20 protein-coding genes are annotated in these 22,144 nt (G+C 64.5%); 12 read left to right on the top strand and 8 right to left on the bottom strand.

Features of this window, described 5'->3' with window-relative positions; genetic code table 11:
• Positions 1 to 24: 24 nt before the first annotated feature.
• A complete protein-coding gene (hslU, locus tag QCE48_RS00335) occupies positions 25 to 1,371 on the top strand; it encodes an ATP-dependent protease ATPase subunit HslU (RefSeq protein ID WP_309786764.1) in 1,347 nt (448 codons plus the stop codon).
• A 48-nt stretch (positions 1,372 to 1,419) separates the two neighbouring features.
• On the opposite strand, the gene QCE48_RS00330 is transcribed toward hslU, so the two are convergent.
• Positions 1,420 to 1,962, bottom strand: coding sequence for a response regulator transcription factor (locus QCE48_RS00330; protein ID WP_087631897.1), 543 nt, complete (start codon positions 1,960 to 1,962; stop codon positions 1,420 to 1,422).
• Positions 1,959 to 3,281, bottom strand: coding sequence for an ATP-binding protein (locus QCE48_RS00325; RefSeq protein ID WP_309786765.1), 1,323 nt, complete (start codon positions 3,279 to 3,281; stop codon positions 1,959 to 1,961). The genes QCE48_RS00330 and QCE48_RS00325 overlap by 4 nt, the downstream gene beginning before the upstream one ends.
• Before the next feature lie 234 nt (positions 3,282 to 3,515).
• Here QCE48_RS00325 and QCE48_RS00320 point away from each other — a divergent pair, with 234 nt between their 5' ends.
• The gene (locus QCE48_RS00320; RefSeq protein ID WP_309786766.1) at positions 3,516 to 5,093 is read left to right on the top strand and encodes a tetratricopeptide repeat protein; all 1,578 of its coding nucleotides are present in this window, start codon (positions 3,516 to 3,518) and stop codon (positions 5,091 to 5,093) included.
• 52 nt (positions 5,094 to 5,145) lie between these two features.
• Here QCE48_RS00320 and QCE48_RS00315 read toward each other — a convergent pair whose 3' ends face one another.
• Positions 5,146 to 5,358, bottom strand: a complete 213-nt coding sequence (locus QCE48_RS00315; protein WP_309786767.1) for a cysteine-rich CWC family protein — start codon at positions 5,356 to 5,358, stop codon at positions 5,146 to 5,148.
• 138 nt (positions 5,359 to 5,496) lie between these two features.
• Between QCE48_RS00315 and argB the strand changes: the two genes are divergently transcribed.
• From argB to QCE48_RS00285, 6 genes are all read left to right on the top strand, one after another.
• Positions 5,497 to 6,396: an acetylglutamate kinase gene (gene argB, locus QCE48_RS00310; protein WP_062638272.1), complete on the top strand. Its 900-nt coding sequence runs from the start codon at positions 5,497 to 5,499 to the stop codon at positions 6,394 to 6,396.
• Between the two features lie 58 nt (positions 6,397 to 6,454).
• Positions 6,455 to 7,186: a pyrimidine 5'-nucleotidase gene (locus tag QCE48_RS00305; protein ID WP_309786768.1), complete on the top strand. Its 732-nt coding sequence runs from the start codon at positions 6,455 to 6,457 to the stop codon at positions 7,184 to 7,186.
• Positions 7,187 to 7,379: 193 nt separating this feature from the next.
• Positions 7,380 to 8,525, top strand: a complete 1,146-nt coding sequence (locus tag QCE48_RS00300; protein WP_087631902.1) for a homoserine O-acetyltransferase — start codon at positions 7,380 to 7,382, stop codon at positions 8,523 to 8,525.
• Positions 8,522 to 9,130 carry a methionine biosynthesis protein MetW gene (metW, locus tag QCE48_RS00295; RefSeq protein WP_309786770.1) on the top strand — a complete coding sequence of 203 codons (609 nt, stop codon included), beginning with the start codon at positions 8,522 to 8,524 and terminating at the stop codon, positions 9,128 to 9,130. Before QCE48_RS00300 ends, metW begins: the two co-directional genes overlap by 4 nt.
• A gap of 42 nt (positions 9,131 to 9,172) precedes the next feature.
• Positions 9,173 to 10,459: an AmpG family muropeptide MFS transporter gene (locus tag QCE48_RS00290; RefSeq protein WP_309786772.1), complete on the top strand. Its 1,287-nt coding sequence runs from the start codon at positions 9,173 to 9,175 to the stop codon at positions 10,457 to 10,459.
• Positions 10,456 to 11,388, top strand: coding sequence for a M48 family metallopeptidase (locus QCE48_RS00285; protein WP_309786773.1), 933 nt, complete (start codon positions 10,456 to 10,458; stop codon positions 11,386 to 11,388). The genes QCE48_RS00290 and QCE48_RS00285 overlap by 4 nt, the downstream gene beginning before the upstream one ends.
• Position 11,389: 1 nt before the next feature.
• Here QCE48_RS00285 and QCE48_RS00280 read toward each other — a convergent pair whose 3' ends face one another.
• From QCE48_RS00280 to gatC, 5 genes are all read right to left on the bottom strand, one after another.
• A complete protein-coding gene (locus QCE48_RS00280) occupies positions 11,390 to 12,169 on the bottom strand; it encodes an exodeoxyribonuclease III (RefSeq protein ID WP_309786774.1) in 780 nt (259 codons plus the stop codon).
• Between the two features lie 31 nt (positions 12,170 to 12,200).
• Entirely contained in the window at positions 12,201 to 13,040 is an 840-nt protein-coding gene (locus QCE48_RS00275; protein ID WP_309786775.1) for a PPK2 family polyphosphate kinase, read from the bottom strand.
• A gap of 75 nt (positions 13,041 to 13,115) precedes the next feature.
• Positions 13,116 to 14,591, bottom strand: coding sequence for an Asp-tRNA(Asn)/Glu-tRNA(Gln) amidotransferase subunit GatB (gatB, locus tag QCE48_RS00270; protein ID WP_309786776.1), 1,476 nt, complete (start codon positions 14,589 to 14,591; stop codon positions 13,116 to 13,118).
• Entirely contained in the window at positions 14,588 to 16,084 is a 1,497-nt protein-coding gene (gatA, locus tag QCE48_RS00265; RefSeq protein ID WP_309786777.1) for an Asp-tRNA(Asn)/Glu-tRNA(Gln) amidotransferase subunit GatA, read from the bottom strand. Before gatA ends, gatB begins: the two co-directional genes overlap by 4 nt.
• Positions 16,085 to 16,181: 97 nt before the next feature.
• Positions 16,182 to 16,481, bottom strand: a complete 300-nt coding sequence (gatC, locus tag QCE48_RS00260) for an Asp-tRNA(Asn)/Glu-tRNA(Gln) amidotransferase subunit GatC (RefSeq protein ID WP_309786778.1) — start codon at positions 16,479 to 16,481, stop codon at positions 16,182 to 16,184.
• A gap of 385 nt (positions 16,482 to 16,866) precedes the next feature.
• Between gatC and QCE48_RS00255 the strand changes: the two genes are divergently transcribed.
• The 4 genes from QCE48_RS00255 (at position 16,867) to mrdA (ending at position 22,139) form a co-directional block, all read left to right on the top strand.
• Positions 16,867 to 17,910, top strand: coding sequence for a rod shape-determining protein (locus QCE48_RS00255; RefSeq protein ID WP_004189550.1), 1,044 nt, complete (start codon positions 16,867 to 16,869; stop codon positions 17,908 to 17,910).
• 186 nt (positions 17,911 to 18,096) lie between these two features.
• Entirely contained in the window at positions 18,097 to 19,221 is a 1,125-nt protein-coding gene (mreC, locus tag QCE48_RS00250) for a rod shape-determining protein MreC (protein ID WP_309786779.1), read from the top strand.
• Positions 19,218 to 19,730, top strand: coding sequence for a rod shape-determining protein MreD (mreD, locus tag QCE48_RS00245; protein WP_087631912.1), 513 nt, complete (start codon positions 19,218 to 19,220; stop codon positions 19,728 to 19,730). The genes mreC and mreD overlap by 4 nt, the downstream gene beginning before the upstream one ends.
• Positions 19,731 to 19,808: 78 nt before the next feature.
• Entirely contained in the window at positions 19,809 to 22,139 is a 2,331-nt protein-coding gene (mrdA, locus tag QCE48_RS00240; protein WP_309786780.1) for a penicillin-binding protein 2, read from the top strand.
• Positions 22,140 to 22,144: the final 5 nt, after the last annotated feature.

Below are 22,144 nucleotides of genomic sequence, written 5' to 3'. Positions count from 1 at the left end.
GGACTAAAGGCAAAGGACCAAGCGATGACCACCATGACTCCCGCCGAGATCGTCTCGGAACTCGACAAGCACATCATCGGCCAGGGCCGCGCGAAGAAAGCGGTCGCCGTCGCGCTGCGCAACCGCTGGCGCCGTCAGCAGGTCGAAGAACCGCTGCGTCAGGAAATCACGCCGAAGAACATCCTGATGATCGGACCGACCGGCGTCGGCAAGACCGAAATCGCGCGGCGTCTGGCGAAGCTCGCCGACGCGCCGTTCATCAAGATCGAAGCGACCAAGTTCACCGAAGTCGGCTACGTCGGCCGCGACGTGGACAGCATCGTGCGCGACCTGATCGAAATCTCGGTCAAGCAGACGCGCGAATCGGAGATGAAGAAGGTGCGCTCGAAGGCGGAAGACCGCGCGGAAGACCGCATCCTCGACATCCTGCTGCCGCCCTCGCGCACGGTCGGCTTCGGCGCATCGACGGCCGCCGAATCCGCCGACGACACGAACAACACCACGCGCCAGACCTTCCGCAAGCGTCTGCGCGAAGGCGCGCTGGATGAAAAGGAAGTCGAGCTGGATGTCGAGCAGCCGCAGGTCGGCATGGACATCATGGGGCCGCCGGGCATGGAAGACATGACCGAGCAGATCCGCTCGATGTTCGCGAACATCGGCGGCGGCAAGAAGACGCGCCGCAAGGTGAAGGTGAAGGAAGCGCTCAAGCTCCTCACCGACGAGGAAGCCGGCAAGCTCCTGAACGATGAAGAAGTGAAAGCGAAGGCGGTGCAGAACGTCGAGCAGAACGGCATCGTGTTCCTCGACGAAATCGACAAGATCGCGTCGCGCAGCGAAGCGGGCGGCGCCGAAGTCTCGCGCGCGGGCGTGCAGCGCGACTTGCTGCCGCTCGTCGAAGGCACCACGATCAACACCAAGTACGGGATGATCAAGACCGATCACATCCTGTTCATCGCGAGCGGCGCGTTTCACTTGGCGAAGCCGAGCGATCTGATTCCCGAGTTGCAGGGACGCTTTCCGATTCGTGTGGAACTGGATTCGTTGTCGGTCGGCGACTTCGAATCGATTCTGAACACGACCGACGCCAGTCTGGTAAAGCAGTACAAGGCGCTGCTGGCGACGGAAGACGTCCAGCTCGATTTCGCCGACGACGGCATCCGCCGCCTCGCGGAAATCGCGTTTTCGGTCAACGAGAAGACGGAGAACATCGGCGCGCGGCGGCTTTATACGGTGATCGAAAAGCTGCTGGAAGAAGTGTCGTTCTCGGCGGGCAATCACACGGGCCAGCCGGTGAAGATCGACGCCGCTTACGTCGATCGCGCATTGAACGACGTGGCCGACGACGAGGACCTGTCGCGCTACGTGCTGTAAAAGCGTTTCGGAAAGTGGAAAGGGCGGCTCTCGCGAGCCGCCCTTTTTTTATTGCCGCACCGGCTTTTTAGCCAGCTTTCGCTGCAACGTCCGCCGGTGCATGTTCAGCGCGCGCGCCGTCGCGGAGATGTTGCCGTTGTTCTCCGCGAGCACGCGCTGGATGTGCTCCCATTCGAGTCGCGCGACGGAAAGCAGCGTCGGATGCTCGATGGCTTCCTCGGCGGTCTGCTCGCTCGCCTCTTCCTGCAACGCCGATAGAATCGTTTCGACGTTCGCCGGCTTCGCCAAATAGTTGTCCGCACCATCTTTCACCGCCTGCACGGCTGTCGCGATGCTCGCGTAGCCGGTCAGGACGAGAATGCGCGCGTCGGGCTGCAGGTCGCGCAGCGGCGCGACGAGCGTGAGTCCGGAATCGTTGCCCAGATGCAAATCGACGGTGATCTGGTTGAACTTCTGCGAGTTCGCGAGCTTCAGCGCCTCCTCCGCATTGTGCGCCTGGTGCGGCGTATAGCCGCGCCGCGTCAGCCCGCGCGCGAGGATGCCCGAGAAGACCTCGTCGTCGTCGATGATCAGAAAGTTCGTATCGCTCATGCTTTTTTCTCCTTGGTGGCGGACGCCTGGCCGCCCTGTTGCATCCTTGCTGCACGTGCATTTTCCGTGGCCGCGCCGTGCTCCGGCAGTCGCAACACGGCGTGCGTGCCGCGCGGGCTGGCCGCCGCGAGTTCGATCGATCCGCCGAGCCGCGCCGCCGACGTGAACGCGAGATAGAGCCCGACGCCGTGGCCGCCCTGCGTGCTGTCGACCGGCATCGCGCCGAGCGAGCCGCGCAGCGCGGGCGGAATGCCCGGTCCGCGATCACAGACGTCGAACTGGATGACCGGCTCGCCGGCTTCGCGCTTGATCGACGTTTCGAGCGTCACCGAATCGCTGCTCGCCCGCGCCGCATTATCCAGCAGAATCGTGAGAATCTGGCCGACCGCGACGGTATCGTCGATTGAAACATCGGCGGGCGTCGTGCCGAGGCGCTCGAAGCGCACATGCGGATGACGCAGCCGCCACTGCGCGACGAAGCTTTTGAGCCAGTCGGCAAGCGCCTGCCGGTTCGACGGCCCGCTCGCGCGGCTGCGCAGCCGCGCGAGCGCGGACGTGCACAGGCCCATCTGCTGTTCGAGCAGTTCGAGGTCCGCGGCATAGGGCGCGAGGCCTTTGTCGCTCGACGCGGCGTCGCGCAATTCTTCGCTCAGCATTGCAATGGTCGAGAGCGGCGTGCCGATTTCATGCGCGACCGTCGCGGCCTGGACGCCCAGCGCGACCGCCCGCTCGTCGCGCAGGTGGCGTTGCTGGGCGTCGGCGAGCGCGGCATCGCGCAGGCGCAGCGCGCGTGACATGCGCGCGACGAACCAGCCGATCAGCCCGACGCTCACCATGAAGTTCACCCACAGCCCCATGCGGAAATACTCGAAGAGATTCGCCGGATTCTCGATGTTGAGCGGCACGTAGTGATAGCTGAGGAGCGCATAACAAATCACGGCGAAGAGCGCGAGGATCGCCATCATCGTCCACGGCAGCACGGCCGCCGCGATGGCGAGCGACGGAATGTAGAGCGTGACGAACGGATTGGTCGCGCCGCCGGAGAGGAACAGCAACGCCGACAGCGCGCCGAGATCGACCCATAGTTGCCCGAACAGTTCGAGATTGGTCTCGGGTCGCGCCCGCGCGACGCGCAGCCACGTGAACGCGTTGAAGATCGCCTCCAGGCCGATGACCAGCAGCATCGCGGGCAGCGGCAGATGCGCGCCGTAGAAAACCTGGACGACGGCGATCGTGACGAGTTGCCCAATGATCGCCAGGCTGCGCAGCCAGAACAGATGTCCGAGGTTGACGCGCCCCGTGTTCGTGATTCGATGCATCGCGATGGAATCCTGCGTGTATTTCGGAAATATCTTGTGGTCGAAGATTACAGGTTGCCACACCATCGAAAGTTAAATTTCGAAAACCTGGCGCGGCCCGGCCGCCAACTTCCAAAAACGATGACTCGCAGCCACAACTCCAGCCGAACTCCTTCCCACACCGCCCAGGACGACATTATCGCGCGCGTGCTGCCCGTCTATCTCGCCAATGCTCAATCCGCCTCCGAGCGACAATTGGCCGCAGAAGAGGCCATCTGGCTGCAGGCGGCGTTGATCCTGCAACCGGAACTCATCGACGCGAGACTGCAACTCATCGATGTCATGCTCAAGCGCGGCGCGATCGCCGATGCGATCACGCTGGCCGCGAACCTCGTCGAGCGCAAGCCGCAGCATGCAACCGCGCTCTGGCATCTCGGCTATGCGTTGCAACGCGGCGGGCATCACGCCGAAGCCGTCCCGTTCTATCAGCGCGCGTACGCCATCGACCCTTCCGTGCCGACGCTGCGCAACAATCTCGCGGTCGCGCTGGAAATAACCGGTCACGCCGACGAATCGCTCAGGCTGCTGGAAGAAGCCGTCACGAGTAACGCGAACGACATCGAGGCGTGGACCAACCTGGCGCGCCTCTATCCGCAGCGTGGCGAACTGGAGCACGCACTCGCGGCCGGCCGGCGCGCCGTGCAGATCGATGCATCGAACGGGCTCGCGCAATCGAACTACAGTCTCGCGCTGAAAGAAGCCCAGCGCTGGGAAGACGCCACTGCCGCGGCCCTCGCCGCCGCCGAGGCCGCGCCGCGGACGCCGCGTTTTCCGTTCAACCTGGCGCTGCTGGACCTGGTTCAGCGCAACTACGCACGCGGCTGGCAGAACTTCGAGGCGCGCTGGGACGGGTCGTCGGAACTGGCGGGCACTTACCCCGGTTTCAGCGTGCCGCGCTGGAATGGCGAGCCGCTGCGCGGCAAGACACTGCTCCTGTGGGGCGAACAGGGTTTCGGCGACGTCCTGCAGTTCTGCCGCTTCGTGCCCCTGCTTGCGAAGCAGGTTCACGCACAGGGCGGCAAGCTCGTATGGGTGACGTTCAAGGGCCTGCATCCGCTGATGGCGCGCATGGCGCCGAAGGGCGTCGAGTGTATTGCGCACGACGCCGATCTGCCCGAGCATGATTTCAACTTCCCGCTCCTGAGCCTGCCGCTGCATTTCAATATCGACGAAGAATCGATTCCCGCGAAGCGCGCCTATCTCACCGCCGACGCAGAGCGCGCCGCGCCGTGGCGCGCCGAGGCGCAGGACGGCAAGCAATTGCGCGTTGGCCTCGCCTGGAGCGGCAGCGCGACGCATCAGCGCAATCGGTTCCGCAGTGTCGGCATCGAACGCTTTGCCAAGGCGTTCGGCTCGCTAGACAACGTCGCGTTCTTTTCGCTGCAAAAGGGCTTGCAGGATGTCGTCGCTGCCGCGCGCGAACAAGGCTTCGCCATCGCCGATCACACCGCCCAGTTCGATACCTTCGACGACACCGCCGCCTTCATCGACTCGCTCGACCTCGTCATCACCGTGTGCACGAGCGTGGCGCACCTGGCCGCGGCGCTCGGCAAGCCGACGTGGGTGCTGCTCGATGTCAATCCGCACTGGGTCTGGCAACTGGAGCGCACCGACAGCCCGTGGTATCCGAACGCGACGCTGTATCGGCAGAAGCATTTCGCGCAATGGGATCCGGTGCTGGAAGCGCTCGCGCGCGATTTGAGCGCGCTCGCCGCGAAACACGCGAGCGCGGCAGCACCGAAACGGCGCGCGACGAAAAAGCTGGCCGAGTAAGCCAGCAGGCGGCTCCAGTCGAAAACGGCGACTTCGCTCGGGTCGCCGTTTTTTATGCCTCCGATTGCGCGCGCCGGATTTCGTCGGCGAGGCACGCCGGACACAGGCATCCGGCGCCGCCTCTCAACCGTGCAAGCGGCAGTTCAGGCATCGATGCGCACCAGCATTGGGCGTCGCCGGCGAGCGATCCGCAGCGAAACGCGGTCCCGCAGCGCGAACACGTCTCGCGGCCGGCATCTTCCTTGCGGACGGTTTCGGTCGTCATCGTCGATTTGTCACGGAAATATCACGATCATCCCACGCTCGCGCGGCCGCGCAACGGCTGCGGCAAATCGCCCTGCTGCGAAACGTCAGTCCTGTACAATTCGGCGTGTTTAAACCGCTCCTCGCCTCATTTGCCGCCATGTCCGAGCTTCCCGACCTTACGCAGATCGCGCCGACCCTGAAAGCCGAAATTCTGGCCGAGGCGCTGCCCTACATTCGCCAGTACCACGGCAAGACGATCGTGATCAAGTACGGCGGCAACGCGATGACCGAAGAGCGCCTGAAGCAGGGCTTCGCGCGCGACGTGATCCTGCTGAAGCTGGTCGGCATTAATCCGGTGATCGTCCACGGCGGCGGCCCGCAGATCGACCAGGCGTTGAAGAAAATCGGCAAGCAGGGCACCTTCATCCAGGGCATGCGCGTCACGGACGAAGAGACGATGGAAGTCGTCGAATGGGTGCTCGGCGGCGAAGTGCAGCAGGACATCGTCACGCTGATCAACCATTTCGGCGGGCAGGCGGTCGGCCTGACCGGTAAGGACGGCGGTCTCATCCACGCGCGCAAGCTGCAAATGCCGGATCGCGATAATCCGGGCCAGTTCATCGACATCGGCCAGGTCGGCGAGGTCGAGGCGATCAATCCGGCGGTCGTGAAGGCGCTACAGGACGACGCGTTCATTCCGGTCATCTCGCCGATCGGCTTCGGCGAGGACGGTCTTTCGTACAACATCAACGCGGATCTGGTCGCGGGCAAGCTGGCGGTCGTACTGAACGCCGAGAAGCTCGTGATGATGACCAACATTCCCGGCGTGATGGACAAGGAAGGCAATCTGCTCACCGACCTTTCCGCGCGCGAGATCGACGCGCTTTTCGCCGACGGCACGATCTCCGGCGGCATGCTGCCGAAAATCTCGTCGGCGCTCGATGCCGCGAAGAGCGGCGTGCGTTCGGTGCACATCATCGACGGACGCATCGAGCATTCGGTGCTGCTCGAAATCCTGACCGAACAGCCGTTCGGCACGATGATCCGCTCGCACTGAGCGTCCTCTCCCTGCATCACCGGCGCGGCACCGCTGCGCCGGCATCCATCTCCCGCGCATGAAACCCACTCGCACTCCGCGGCGGCGTCGCGTCAAACAGCGCGGCCCCGTCTGGCTCTTCGACCTCGACAACACGCTGCACCACGCGTCGCACGAAATCTTCCCGGCGATCAACAAGGGGATGACGCAGTACATCATTGACACGCTGAACGTCGATGTCGATGAGGCGAACCGTCTGCGCGTCGGCTATACGGTGCGTTACGGCGCGACGCTGCTCGGGCTCGTGCGGCATCACGGCACCGATCCGGCCGATTTCCTGCGCGCCGTGCACACCTTCGCCGACCTGAAGTCGATGCTGCGCGCCGAACGCGGACTCGCGCGGATGCTGCGTGCGCTGCCCGGACGCAAGATCGTGCTGACCAACGCGCCGACGCTCTACGCGCGCGCGGTGCTCGCGGAACTCGGCATCGGCAGGCTGTTCGAGCGCGTGATCGCGATCGAGGACATGCGCGACGGCCAGAACTGGCGCGCGAAGCCCGACGCGCAAATGCTGCGCCGGGCGATGCGCCGCGCCGATGTGCGTCTCGAAGACGCGATCCTCGTCGAAGATACGCGCGGGCATCTGAAGCGCTACAAGCGCCTCGGGATTCGCACGGTGTGGATCGTCGGCCATCTGCCGCACGCGCGCGACGCGAGCGGCAAGCTCTCGATGCGACGCCCCGGCACGGGACGCCCGCATTACGTCGATCTGCGCGTGCGGTCGCTGCGCTCGCTCGCGCTGGGCGTCTAAAGCCGATTTTCCGCTATACTTCCTCGCTATCTCGATTTAGAACACGCGCCGATTTGCTGACTCGATTGCGGGCGCGCGAACCCTTCGCCGGGTTCACTACAAATGCGGCTAAAGAGGTCGTCAGCCGCGCAATCGCTTTTCCCCCGCGCATCGCCGACACCGTTTAGCCGCCCAGTCAATGAAGGCGGAATGAATGGAATCGATCGGCATCGTCACTCCAGAGACACTGCATTTTTCCGAGCCGCTCGGCATGCAGAACGGCAGCCGTTTCGGCGACTACGATCTCGTCGTCGAAACGTATGGCGAACTGAATGCCGCGCGCTCGAACGCCGTGCTCGTCTGTCACGCGCTGAACGCGTCGCATCACGTCGCGGGCGTCTACGCCGACAACCCGAAGGACGTCGGCTGGTGGGACAACCTCGTCGGCCCGGGCAAGCCACTCGACACCAACCGCTTTTTCGTGATCGGCGTGAACAATCTCGGTTCGTGCTTCGGCTCGACCGGCCCGATGAGCATCGATCCCTCGACCGGCAAGCCCTACGGCGCGAGCTTTCCGGTCGTGACCGTCGAGGACTGGGTGCACGCGCAGGCGCGCGTCGCGGACCGGTTCGGCATCGAACGCTTCGCCGCCGTGATGGGCGGAAGCCTGGGCGGCATGCAGGCGCTCGCGTGGAGCATGATGTACCCGGAGCGGCTCGGCCATTGCATCGTGGTCGCGTCGACGCCCAAGCTCTCCGCGCAGAACATCGCGTTTAACGAGACGGCGCGCTCGGCCATTCTCTCGGACCCCGACTTCCACGGCGGCGACTACTACGCGCACGGCGTGAAGCCGCGCCGCGGCCTGCGCGTGGCGCGGATGATCGGCCACATCACGTATCTGTCCGACGACGACATGGCGAACAAGTTCGGCCGCGCGCTGCGCCGGGCCGAAGGCGCGCTCGACGCGTACAACTTCAACTTCGATGTCGAGTTCGAAGTGGAGTCGTATCTGCGCTATCAGGCCGACAAGTTCGCCGAATACTTCGACGCCAATACGTATCTGCTGATCACGCGCGCGCTCGACTACTTCGACCCCGCGAAGGCGTTCGACGGCGATCTCACGAAGGCGCTCGCGCACACGAAGGCGAAATACCTGATCGCGAGTTTCTCGACCGACTGGCGTTTCGCGCCCGCGCGCTCGCGCGAACTCGTGAAGGCGCTGCTCGACCACAAGCGCACCGTGAGTTACGCGGAAATCGACGCACCGCACGGCCACGACGCCTTCCTCCTCGACGACGCGCGCTATCACAACCTGCTGCGCGCCTATTACGAACGCATTGCCGCCGAGGTGGGCGCATGAACCAGAACACACTCGATTACCTCGCGATGCGCGCCGATTTCCGCGCGATCGCGCGCTGGGTGGAACCGCGCGCGACCGTGCTCGATCTGGGTTGCGGCGACGGGTCGCTCCTGTCGCTGCTCGGCGAAGAACTCGACGTGAACGGCTACGGCATCGAAATCAACGATGCCGGCGTGCTCGCGTGCGCGCAAAAGGGCGTGAACGTGATCCAGCAGAATCTGGAAGACGGCCTGCGCCTCTTCGAAGACGACAGCTTCGACTTCGCGATCCTCTCGCAGACGCTTCAGACGATTCACCAGACCGCCGCGATTCTGCGCGAAACCTTGCGCGTGGGGCGCGAGTGCATCGTCTCGTTTCCGAATTTCGGCTACTGGCCGCATCGGCTGGCGGTGATTCAGGGGCGCATGCCGGTGTCGAAAGCGCTGCCTTATCAGTGGCACAACACGCCGAACGTGCGTGTTCTGACCATCAAGGACTTTGAGGCGCTCGCGCCGGAAGTCGGCATCGAAATCCTCGATCGCGTGGTGCTGCACGGCGGGCAGGCGATCCGTTGGGGCGCGAACTGGCGTGGTAGTCTTGCGGTCTATCGCGTGAAGCGCGGCTAACCTGGCCTTCGCGCATCGACAACAGCATTCGCTTTCATCCCTATGTCCAACTCGCCACACGAGGCGCCCGCTCTTACTGCACACGAAGATCATCCCGGCTGGCGCGCGTTCCTGAACGCGCGCATCCTGACCTGCGTCTTTCTCGGCTTTACGTCGGGTTTGCCGCTCTTCACCCTCGTCTATCTGGTGCAGGCGTGGCTGCGCAAGGAAGGCGTCGATCTGAAGGAAATCGGTCTCTTCGCGCTGATTCAATTTCCCTATACATGGAAGTTCGTCTGGGCACCGCTAATGGACCGCTACGTGCCGCGCCTGCCCGGCTGGCGGCCCGGCAGACGGCGCGGCTGGATGCTCGTCACGCAGTTGCTGGTCGCGGCGGCGATCGGCGCGCTCGGCTTCATCTCACCGGCGAAGGACATCTGGAGCGTGGCCGCGCTCACGGCGCTCGTCGCGTTTTTCGGCGCGAGCCAGGACATTTCGATCGACGCCTACCGCCGCGAACTGCTCGCCGACACCGAGCAGGGACTCGGCAACGCGGTCCATGTGAACGCGTACAAGATCGCGGCGCTGATTCCCGGCTCGCTCGCGCTGATCCTCGCCGATCACCTGCCGTGGTCCACCGTCTTCATCGTCACCGCGGCGTTCATGCTGCCGGGCATCGTGATGACGCTCGTCGTGAAGGAACCGGAAGTGCACGGCGCGCCGCCGAAGAACCTGCGCGAGGCGATCGTCGAGCCGTTCCACGAGTTCGTCTCGCGCGACGGCTGGCGCACGGCGTTGCTCGTCCTCGGCTTCATCTTCCTCTACAAGCTCGGCGACACGATGGCGACCACCCTGTCGACCTCGTTCTTCCTCGACATCGGCTTCAACATGACGCAGATCGGCGTGATCGCGAAGACGGTCGCGTTCTGGGCGAGCCTCGCGGGCGGAATCATCGGCGGAATCTGGCTCGTGAAGATCGGCATTGCGCGCGGGCTGTGGATTTTCGGCGTGCTGCAGATCGTCTCGACGCTCGGCTTCGCGTGGCTCGCGAAACTCGGGCCGTCGCCGCTCGCGCTCGGCGGCCTCTACGGCTTCGAAACCTTCGCGACCGGCCTCACGATGGCCGCGTTCACCGCCTACATCGCGAGCACGACCGACCCGCGCTACACCGCCACGCAGTTCGCGCTCTTCACGAGCCTCGCTTCGGTGCCGCGCACGCTGGCGTCGGCGTCGAGCGGCTTTATCGTCGCGCAGACGGGCTGGTTCGAGTACTTCATGATCTGCACCGCGCTCTCGATTCCGGGCATGTTACTGTTGCCGAAGATCGCGCCCTGGAGAGCCCAACGATGACGGTGCACGTCCCGATCCGCGCCGCCCTGTTCGTCTTTTCCACGCTGACGCTCGCGTCAGCGTCCTCTCACGCCGCCGATGCGCCCGACGCGCAGGACGCCCAGCGCGCCCCGCCGCCTTATGCGGCGCCGGACAACCAGATCCGCTTCGGCAACGCCGCGCTCTTTCGCAACCTGATTCCTTCGGCGACGCTCGAACAGCAGGCCGCGCAGGAATACGCGCAGATCCTGCGCGAGGCGGAGCACAACAAGACCCTGCTCGGCGACGGCAACGCGCTCGTCAAGCGCACGCGCGACATCGTGAATCACGAGATTCCGTTCGCGCTGAAGTGGAACGACCGCTCGAAGCACTGGAAGTGGGAGATCAATGTCGTCAAGTCCAGCGAGATCCGCATGTATTGCCTGCCGGGCGGCAAGATCGTGATCTACAGCGGACTGATCGACAAGCTGCGCCTGAACGACAACGAAATCGGCATGATGGCGGGCCACGAGATCGCCCACGCGCTGCGCGAGCATTCGCGCGAGCGGCTCGGCCGCCAGCAGGCCGCGCAACTGAGCGCGGGCACGGTGCCGCAGCTCTTCGGTTTCGTCGATCTCGGCTCGACGCAGTTGGGTATCGGCGAGCAATTGCTGGCGATGCGCTATTCGCCGGCAGATGAAACCGAAGCCGACGTGATCGGCAGCGAAATCGCGTCGCGCGCGGGCTACGATCCGCGCGCCGCCATCACGCTCTGGAACAAGATCGACTCGGCGACGCGCCGCTCGGAAAACGGCTTCATCTGGATGCATCCATATGGATCGGAGCGCCGGCAGGATCTCGTCAAGCGCATGCCGGACATGATGCCGCTGTACGCCAAGGCAGTCGGCAAGACGATCGACCAGTTGCCGAACTACGCGGGACTCGGCCGGTTCAAGAAGACCGGCCGCTGATTCACTTCTTCACCTTCCAGTCGTAATCCACGATCAGCGGCGCGTGGTCGCTGAACTTCACCTCGCGATACACCGACGTCGACTTCGCCGTCGCGGCGACTTCGGCCGTCGCGATCTGATAGTCGATGCGCCACCCGACGTTCTTCGCGTAGGCCTGTCCGCGATTGCTCCACCACGTGTACTGCTCGGGACGCGTGTCGAGCGTGCGGAACACGTCGACGTAGCCGACATCGTCGAAGAGCTTCGTCAGCCATTCGCGTTCTTGCGGCAGGCAACCCGAGTTCTTCTGATTGCTCTTCCAGTTCTTGATGTCGATTTCCTTGTGCACGATGTTCACGTCGCCGCACAGGATCACTTCGCGCTCCTTCGAGAGCGCCGCCAGATGCGGCATGAACTCGTCCATGAAGCGGTACTTGGCTTGCTGGCGCTCGTCGCCGCTCGACCCCGACGGCACATAGACCGACACCACCGACAGCTTGCCGAACCGCGCTTCCACGTAGCGCCCTTCCGGGTCGAACTCCTCGCTGCCGAAGCCGATGACCACCTCGTCCGGTTCATGCCGCGTGTACAGTCCGGCGCCGCTGTAGCCCTTCTTCACCGCGTGCTGGAAATAGCCCTGAAAGCCGTGCGGCGCGAGGAACTCGGGCGTGAGATCGTCCTGCGAGCACTTGATTTCCTGCACGCAGACGACATCCGCGCCCTGTTCGCCGAACCAGTCGAAGAAGCCTTTCCGGGCGGCCGAGCGAATGCCGTTCAGATTGGCGGTAATCACGCGAAACATAGACCTTCCTTTTGTTTTGATGGATTGCGGTTCACTCGACCTCGATGCCCTTGAGCGACGCCTTCGCCGGCGGAAATTCGAGCTTCAGCGCCTGCAACGTGCGCAGCAGCAGTTCCGCGACCATCACGTTGCGATGCGTTTTCGAGTTGCCCGGAATGATGTACCACGGCGCGTAGTCAGTCGACGTCGCGCCGAGCGCCACCGAATACGCCTGCTGATAGTCGTCCCATTGCTTGCGGGCTTCGAGGTCCGAGGCGTCGAACTTCCAGTGCTTGGTCGGATCGTCGATACGTGCCTGCAGGCGCGCGCGCTGCTCGTCCTTCGAGATGTGCAGGAAGCATTTGACGATGGTCGTGCCGCTGTCCGCGAGCAGCGCTTCGAATTCGCGGATGTGACGGTAGCGGCGCTCGCATTCGTCGTCGTCGATCAGCTTCAGCACGCGCGGCACGAGCACGTCTTCGTAGTGGCTGCGGTTGAATATGCAGAGCTCGCCCGCCATCGGCGCCTGCGCGTGGATGCGCCAGAGGAAATCGTGCGCGGCTTCGCGCTCGCTCGGCGCCTTGAACGGCACGATCCGCAGGCCCAGTGGATCGACCTCGTGGAAGACGGCGCGGATCGTCCCGTCCTTGCCGCTCGTATCCATGCCCTGGAGCACGAGCAGCACGCGCTGGCGCCGCTGTGCATGCAGCTTCTCCTGGAGTTCGTCGAGCGCGGCGCCGACCTCCGACAGCCGCACGCGATCCAGGTCCTTCGATCCCGTCGAAAACGGTTTGGCGGAGCAATCGACCGACGTCAGGTCGAACGGTTTGAGCTTCTTGCCGCCGTCGAAGAACGGCACGCGGAAATCGTCGAGATCGGGTTTTTTTGCCACATCGCGCTCCAAATGGAAACGGGCTGCTGCCAAGCTAGACGGCAACAGCCCGTTCGTTACACGCTCAGAAGGCTATCAGGATAGTTTCTTCTTCAAAAGGTCGTTGACCTGCTGCGGATTCGCACGGCCCTTGGTCGCTTTCATGGCCTGCCCGATCAGCGCGTTGAACGCCTTTTCCTTGCCTGCGCGGAATTCCTCGACCGACTTCTGGTTCGCCGCGAGCACCTCGTCGATGATCGCTTCCAGCGCGCCGGTGTCCGAAATCTGCTTGAGGCCCTTCGCTTCGATGATGCGGTCGGCCGCGGCTTCGTCGGTCGCCTTCTCTTCCCAGATCGCCTGGAAAATGTCCTTCGCGATCTTGTTGGAGATGGTGCCGTCCGCGATGCGCTGGACGATCAGCGCGAGCTGCGCGGCGGACACCGGCGACTGCGCGATGTCGAGCGATTCGCGGTTGAGCTGCGCGGAAACATCGCCCATCAGCCAGTTCGCCGCGACCTTCGCCTGCGCCGCGCCGGCCTTCTGGACGAGCGCTTCGTAGTAAGCCGCCATCGCCTTCGACGACGTGAGCCCCGCCGCGTCGTAGCGCGTGAGACCGTACTGCTCGACGAAACGCGTCTGCATCGCTTCCGGCAACTCGGGCATCCCGCTCTTCACGCGGTTCACCCAGTCGTGGTCGATGACGAGCGGCATCAGGTCGGGATCGGGGAAATAGCGGTAATCGTGCGCGTCTTCCTTGCTGCGCATCGAACGCGTTTCGCGCTTGTCCGGGTCGTAAAGACGCGTTTCCTGCACGACAGTGCCGCCGTCTTCGATCAATTCGATCTGGCGGCGCACTTCGTACTGAATGGCTTCTTCGAGAAAGCGGAACGAGTTGAGGTTCTTGATCTCGGCGCGCGTGCCGAATTCCGCCTGCCCGACCGGCCGCACGGAGACGTTCGCGTCGCAGCGGAACGAGCCTTCCTGCATGTTGCCGTCGCAGATGCCGAGCCACACCACGAGCCCGTGCAGCGCCTTCGCATACGCGACCGCTTCGGCGGCGGAACGCATCTCCGGCTCCGTGACGATTTCGAGCAGCGGCGTGCCGGCGCGGTTCAGGTCGATGCCCGTCATGTTCGCGAAGTCTTCATGCAGCGACTTGCCGGCGTCTTCTTCGAGGTGTGCGCGCGTCAGGTTGACGGTCTTCTCGTATGCGTCCTTGCCAGCCTTTTCGTTGGCCGGAACCTGGATCGTCAGCGTGCCGCCCTGCACGACGGGAATCTCGTACTGGCTGATCTGATAGCCCTTCGGCAGATCGGGATAAAAGTAGTTCTTGCGCGCGAAGACGCTGCGCGGCGCGATATGCGCGCCGATCGCGAGGCCGAAGCAGATCGCGCGCTCGACGGCGCCGCGGTTCGCCACGGGCAGCACGCCCGGCAGCGCGAGATCGACGGGGCACGCCTGCGAGTTCGGCGAGGCGCCGAACTCGGTTGCCGCGCCCGAGAAAATCTTGGAGACGGTCGACAACTGCGCGTGCGTCTCGAGACCGATTACGACTTCCCACTGCATGTTCATACCCCCGCCGGTGCCGATGGTGACTTCTGATGCCAGTCGGTCGCGCGCTGGAACGCGTCGGCGACCTGGAGCATCCGGGCTTCGTTGAAATAGTTGCCGACGATCTGCAAGCCGACCGGCCGCACTGCGTTCGCACCGGCGCCGAAGCCGCACGGAATGCTCATGCCGGGCAGCCCCGCGAGGCTCGTGGACAGCGTGTAGATATCGGCGAGATACATCTGGACCGGATCGTCGGCCTTCTCGCCGAGATTCCACGCGACCGTCGGCGCGACCGGTCCCATGATGACGTCGCAATGGCTGAACGCTTCCTGGAAATCGCGCGCGATGATGCGGCGGATCTTCTGCGCCTGCAGGTAATACGCGTCGTAGTAGCCGTGCGACAGCACATACGTGCCGACGAGAATCCGGCGCTTCACTTCCGGGCCGAAGCCTTCCGCGCGCGACTTCTTGTACATGTCGAGCAGATCGCCGTACTGCGCCGCGCGATGGCCGTAGCGCACGCCATCGAAACGCGACAGGTTCGACGACGCCTCCGCCGGCGCGATCACGTAGTACACGGGAATCGACAGCTCGGTCTTCGGCAGCGACACCTCGACGAGCGTCGCGCCGAGCGCTTCGTAAGCTTTAAGCGCAGCGTCGATGGCGGCGCGCACGTCGTCGGCAAGACCCGCGCCGAAGTACTCCTTCGGCATGCCGATGCGCAGCCCGGCGAGCGGTTTCGCCGCGTCGTCGCCCGACCAGCGCTGGCCGAGATAGCGCGTGTAGTCTTCGTCGTCGCGTTGCAGGCTGGTGGAATCGCGCTCGTCGAAGGAGGCGATTGCGTTAAGGAGCGTCGCGCAGTCGGCGGCGGTCTGCGCCATCGGGCCGCCCTGATCCAGCGACGACGCGAACGCGATCATCCCGTAGCGCGACACGCGGCCGTAAGTCGGCTTGATGCCGGTGATGCCGGTGAACGACGCGGGCTGGCGAATCGAGCCGCCGGTGTCGGTGCCGGTCGCCGCCGGCGCGAGACGCGCGGCGACCGCCGCGGCCGATCCGCCCGACGAGCCGCCCGGCACGGCCTTCAGGTCCCACGGGTTCTTCACGGCGCCGAAATACGAATTCTCGTTGGACGAACCCATCGCGAATTCGTCCATGTTGGTCTTGCCGAGGCAGACCATGCCCGCCTGACTCAAGCGATCGACGACGGTCGCATCGAACGGACTCGCGTAGTGTTCGAGCATCTTCGAACCGGCCGTCGACGCCCAGCCGCGCGTGACGAACACGTCCTTGTGCGCGATCGGCAAGCCGGTGAGCGGGCCCGCGTCGCCCTTCGCGAGGCGCTCGTCAGCGGCTTTCGCCTGAAGGAACGTGAGATCGCGATCGACGCCGATGAACGCGTTCAGTTCCTTCGCGGCCTCGATGCGCTGCAGGTAAAGCTGCGCCAGTTCGACGGCGGAGATGTCCTTCGCGTCGAGCGCCGCGCGCAGTTCGGTCAAACTTTTCTGATGCATTGCAATTTCCTGATGGGCGCAGCGTCGTTCGTGACGCGCACCGTGACTTTTCCGGTGGGCTGTTTTACAGCCGGGGAAGCGGTCGCGATGACCGCGCCTATTCGATCACCTTCGGCACGAGATACAGCCCGTCTTGCACGGCGGGCGCGGAACGCTGGAACTCTTCGCGGTTTACCTGCTCTGTAACAGCGTCGCGGCGCAGACGCAGCGCGACCTCTTCGATCTGCTCGATCGGATGCGCGAGCGGCTCGATGCCGGTGGTATCGACGGCCTGCATCTGCTCGACGAGGCCGAAGAAATCGTTGAGGCGCGCGAGCGTCGGCTCGGCCTCCTGCTCGGGCAATTCGAGGCGCGCGAGGTGCGCAATGCGTTTTACATCGGTCAGGGTCAAAGACATTCGATCACCGGAGAAAGCTTGAACTGTCACGAAACCGAAAACATTCGACGGGACAGGGAGTTACGTCACGCAGCGGAGCCATCGAGGAGACCACGAAAACGGGCCTGATGATGGCAAAAAGTACCGTCCAATTCCTATAGATACTCCAAAATTATAAGGTATCATTACGCGTTCCAACCAAATCCGGATCGAGCGGCCAGCAAGGTTCTCCCGAAATCAGCTTTCGCGAGAAACGTTTGCGAGGCTAGTCCCTTTCCCCCGGTAGATTTCTTCGCAGTTTTGCATTTCGCGGCGACATCCTTCGCTGCCTGCAAACTGTTATTTTTCCGCTGCCGTCCCAGGCGCTCGAAGCGAGGCACGGCTCCCCGCGAGACAGGATTTTTGAATGTTCGGTTTTTTGCGCAGCTACTTTTCCAACGACCTGGCGATTGATCTCGGTACCGCCAACACGCTGATCTACATGCGCGGCAAGGGCATCGTCCTCGACGAGCCTTCAGTGGTATCCATCCGTCAGGAAGGCGGCCCCAACGGCAAGAAGACGATTCAAGCCGTCGGCAAGGAAGCAAAACAGATGCTCGGCAAGGTGCCGGGCAACATCGAGGCGATCCGCCCGATGAAGGACGGCGTGATCGCCGACTTCACCGTCACCGAGCAGATGATCAAGCAGTTCATCAAGACGGCGCACGAATCGCGGATGTTCTCGCCTTCGCCGCGCATCATCATCTGCGTGCCGTGCGGTTCCACCCAGGTCGAGCGTCGCGCGATCAAGGAAGCCGCGCACGGCGCCGGTGCCTCGCAGGTCTATCTGATCGAAGAGCCGATGGCGGCTGCGATCGGCGCGGGCCTGCCGGTGTCGGAAGCAACCGGCTCGATGGTCGTCGACATCGGCGGCGGCACGACGGAAGTCGGCGTGATCTCGCTCGGCGGCATCGTGTACAAGGGTTCGGTGCGCGTGGGCGGCGACAAGTTCGACGAAGCCATCGTCAACTACATCCGCCGCAACTACGGCATGCTGATCGGCGAGCAGACGGCCGAAGCCATCAAGAAGGAAATCGGTTCGGCGTTCCCCGGCTCCGAAGTCAAGGAGATGGAAGTCAAGGGCCGTAACCTCTCCGAAGGCATTCCGCGCAGCTTCACCATTTCGAGCAATGAAATTCTCGAAGCGCTGACCGATCCGCTGAACCAGATCGTGTCGTCGGTCAAGATCGCGCTCGAACAGACGCCGCCGGAACTCGGCGCCGACATCGCCGAACGCGGCATGATGCTGACGGGCGGCGGCGCGCTCCTGCGCGACCTCGACCGTCTGCTCGCGGAAGAAACCGGTCTGCCGGTGCTCGTCGCCGAAGATCCGCTGACGTGCGTCGTGCGGGGTTCGGGCATGGCGCTCGAGCGCATGGACAAGCTCGGCAGCATCTTCTCCTACGAGTAAAGTCGACGGGGCGTCGGGTTGATTCCTTCCGCGCGCGCCCCGACGAATCGACGCAGCATCCGCGTCACGCGACGCTCGCACGGCCCGGCGCTCGTCCGGGCCGTTGTCGAAACAGCGTAGGGCAGGCCGGGCCGTAAGGCCGAACCTGCAGCATTGATCCAACCGCTCACGCCCTCGGCGCCGACCATGGAATACAGTCCGCCGCCACTTTTCAAGCAAGGCCCGTCTGCGCTCGCGCGGCTGATCTTCTTCGTGGTGCTCGCACTCGCGCTGCTCATCTCCGATGCCCGCTTCAACACGCTCGAAATCGTCCGGGGCGTGCTTGGTGCGGGCCTTTATCCTTTGCAGCGTGCCGCGCTCGTACCGCGCGACATCTTCATGGGCGCGACCGATCTCGCGATCACCAGCGCGACTTTGCGCAGCGAGAACCAGAAGCTCGCCGACAAGAACCTCGGGCTTTCCATCAAGGCCGGCGACGCCGAGCAACTGAGCATCGAGAACACGCATCTGCGGGCGCTCTTGCAGTTGCAGTCGCGCGCCACGACGCAAACCACGCCCGCCGAAGTCCAGTACGACACGCGCGATCCGTTCACGCAGAAGGTCGTGATCGGCAAGGGCGCGCAACAGGGCATCCAGGACGGCGCACCGGTCGTCAACGAAGACGGCGTGATCGGTCAGGTCACGCGCGTATTCCCGCTGCAGTCGGAAGTCACGCTGCTGTCCGACAAGGACCAGGCAGTGCCGGTTCAGATCGTGCGTACCGGGCTGCGCAGCGTGATCTACGGCACGCCGAAGGGCGATACGCTCGATCTGCGTTTCGTGCCGATCAGCGCCGACGTCCAGGCCGGCGACCAGTTAGTGACGAGCGGTCTCGATGGCATCTATCCGCCGGGGCTGGCCGTGGCGAAGGTCGTGCGCGTCGACAAGCAAGCCGATACCGCGTTCGCGCGCGTCGTATGCCTGCCGGTAGCGCCGGTGCGTGGCGCGCGCCAGTTGCTCGTTCTGCACTACAACGTGAACGTCCCGCCGAATCCGGTCGAAGTCGAAGCGGCTGCGGCGGCGGCCGCCGCCAAGGAAGCCAAGGGCAAGAAGGGTAAGACGTCGAAGGCCGCGGCGCCTGCGCCGGGAAGCGCGGCGTCTGCGGCGGCTCCGGCCTCCGCTGCCGCGACGCCCGCGGCCGCGCCGAAGCCCGCCACGCCCGCGCCCGCGTCCGCGACATCTGCCGCGCCGGTCAAACCCGCCTCCGCGCCCACGCCGCACAAGAGCAGAAAAGCGCACTTGCCGCGGGCCGCATCGGGAGTCGCGCAATGAACCGGCCGCAATACATCCTGCAGCCGGTCAACCCGTATTTCATCACGTTCAGCCTGGCCGCCGCCTTCCTGCTGAACCTGATGCCGTGGGGCCGCATGATCGCGGTGCCGGACGTCGTCGCGCTCGTGCTGCTGTTCTGGAACGTCCACCAGCCGCGCAAGGTCGGCATGGGTATCGCGTTCATGCTCGGCCTTCTGATGGACGTGCACAACGCCAGCCTGCTCGGCGAACACGCGCTCGCCTACACGCTCCTGTCCTACGGCGCGATCACGATCCACCGTCGCGTGCTGTGGATGTCGCTACCGGTGCAGGCGTTCGTCGTCGCGCCGCTCCTGGTCGGCGCGCATCTCGTGCCGTTCGTGATCCGTCTGCTGACGGGCGCCGCGTTTCCCGGCTGGGGCTATCTGATCGACGGCTTCGTCGAAGCGCTCCTGTGGCCGGTCGCGAGCTTTCTTCTCTTGATACCGCAACGCCGCGCCGCCGACCCCGACGATACCCGCCCCATCTGAACCCCGTCGCGCACCATTCCTTTCGATGGCGCGCGGCGCGGGAGCTACACTGAAATCGCGACCTGACGCGACATTTGCATGACCGAGATCAAGAACGCCGAACAACTGTTGTCGAGATTCCGCCTGCGCGTCGCGGCGGCGGGTCTGTTCGTGTTCATCTGCTTCGGGCTGATCGGCCTGCGCTTTCTGTATCTGCAGGTCTGGCATTTCAGCAAGTACTCGCTGCAGGCGAACGAAAACCGCATCTCGGTCGCGCCGATCGTGCCGAACCGCGGCATCATCACCGACCGCAACGGCGTCGTCCTCGCGAAGAACTATTCGGCTTACACGCTCGAAATCACGCCGTCGAAGATCAACGGCACGCTCGATGAGGAAATCGACAACCTCGCGCAGGTCATTCCCATCGACGCCCGCGACCGCCGGCGTTTCAAGAAGCTCCTCGAAGATTCGAAGAACTTCGAAAGCCTGCCGATCCGCACGCGCCTCACCGACGAGGAAGTCGCGCGCTTCACCGCGCAGCGTTTTCGCTTTCCGGGCGTCGAAGTGCGCGCGCGCCTGTTCCGCCAATATCCGCTCGGGCCGACGGCGGCGCATGTGATCGGCTATATCGGGCGGATTTCGCAGCGCGACCAGGAACGCATCGACAACGCCAGCGACCAGAACGACGCCAATCCCGAACATTACGATCCGCGGCTCGACGCGAACAATTACAAGGGCACGGACTACGTCGGCAAGATCGGCGTCGAGCAGAGTTACGAGACCGAGCTGCACGGCCTGACGGGTTTCGAGGAAGTCGAAGTGACCGCAGGCGGGCGTCCCGTGCGCACGATGTCGCGCACGCAGGCGACGCCGGGCAACAACCTCGTGCTATCGCTGGATATCGGCTTGCAGCAGGTCGCCGAGCAGGCGTTCGCAGGCAAGAAGGGCGCGCTCGTCGCGATCGAGCCGGCGACGGGCGACGTTCTCGCGTTCGTCTCGGCGCCGAGCTTCGATCCGAATTCCTTCGTCGACGGCATCGACCAGCAGACTTGGGACTCGCTCAACAATTCGCCCGAGCATCCGCTCTTGAACCGTCCGCTGCACGGCACGTATCCGCCGGGCTCGACCTACAAGCCGTTCATGGCGCTCGCCGCACTCACGCTCAAGAAGCGCACGCCCGGCTGGGGCTTCCAGGACCCGGGCTACTTCACGTTCGGCGGCCACACGTTCCGCAACGACGTGCGCTCCGGCCAGGGCTGGGTCGACATGAACCGCGCGATCGTCGTGTCGAACGATACGTATTTCTACATGCTCGCGCGCGATCTCGGCGTGAACGCGATGGCGGGCTTCATGAAGCCGTGGGGATTCGGCCAGATCACCGGCATCGACATTTCCGGCGAAGCGCGCGGCATTCTTCCGTCGACGGAATGGAAGAAGAAGGCGTACCGCAAGCCCGAGCAGCAACGCTGGTACGAAGGCGAAACGATCAGTCTCGGCATCGGCCAGGGCTACAACTCGTTCACGATTCTCCAGCTCGCGCACGCCACCGCGACGCTCGCCAACGACGGCGTCGTGATGAAGCCGCACCTCGTGCGCGACATCGAGAATCCGATCACCAAGGACATGCGGGTCACCGTGCGCGATCCGAGCGACAAGATCGCCGTACGCCAGCAGGACATCGACGTCATCAAGCGCGCGATGGAAGGCGTCGTGACGAACGGGACGGCGTCGAAAGTGTTCATCGGCGCGCCGTATCTGGCGGCGGGCAAGACGGGCACCGCGCAGGTCTACTCGCTGCAAGGCGCGAACTACAAGGGCCACGCGATCGCGGAACATCTGCGCGACCACGCGCTCTTCATCGCGTTCGCGCCGGCGGAGCAGCCGAAGATCGCGCTCGCGCTCATCGTCGAAAACGGCGGCTGGGGCGCGGAAGCGGCGGGCCCGATCGCGCGCAAGGTGCTCGACTATTACCTCGTCGACAAGCTGAAGCCGGGCGCGCAGGCCGCGGCCGTCGCGGCAGCGGCATCGGCGACGGTGGATGCCGGGACGCCCGTCATCGGCGGCGGACAGTCGCCCGTCGAGGCGGCGTTGCCCGCGTCGGTCGCGAACGCATCGCCGGCGTTTTCACCCGCGGCGGCGTCGAATCCGGCGGTCGCGCAGGCGGCATCGCGCGTCGTGGCGGGCGGCAAGGCGGCGAGCGCGCCGCGCGCCGCCTCGGCGGCTGTCACGCCCGCAGCACCCGCGGCGCCCGCTGCCCGCCCGGCTTCGGCTCCGGCTGTCCGCGCCGCTTCCGCGCCGGCCGCCGCATCGGCTACGACCGCGCCGAATCGCAAGCGCGCACCGAAAGGCCCGGGCGGCGCGTCGCAGCCGGCCATTCCGCGTAACGACACGGTCCAAACCCTGGCGCCTACGGGCGGCATCGACGAATAAGGGGA

Source organism: Caballeronia sp. LZ024, from assembly GCF_031451455.1.
In the GTDB taxonomy this organism is placed as follows: domain Bacteria; phylum Pseudomonadota; class Gammaproteobacteria; order Burkholderiales; family Burkholderiaceae; genus Caballeronia; species Caballeronia telluris.
This window is presented reverse-complemented; position numbering and strand designations above follow the sequence as displayed.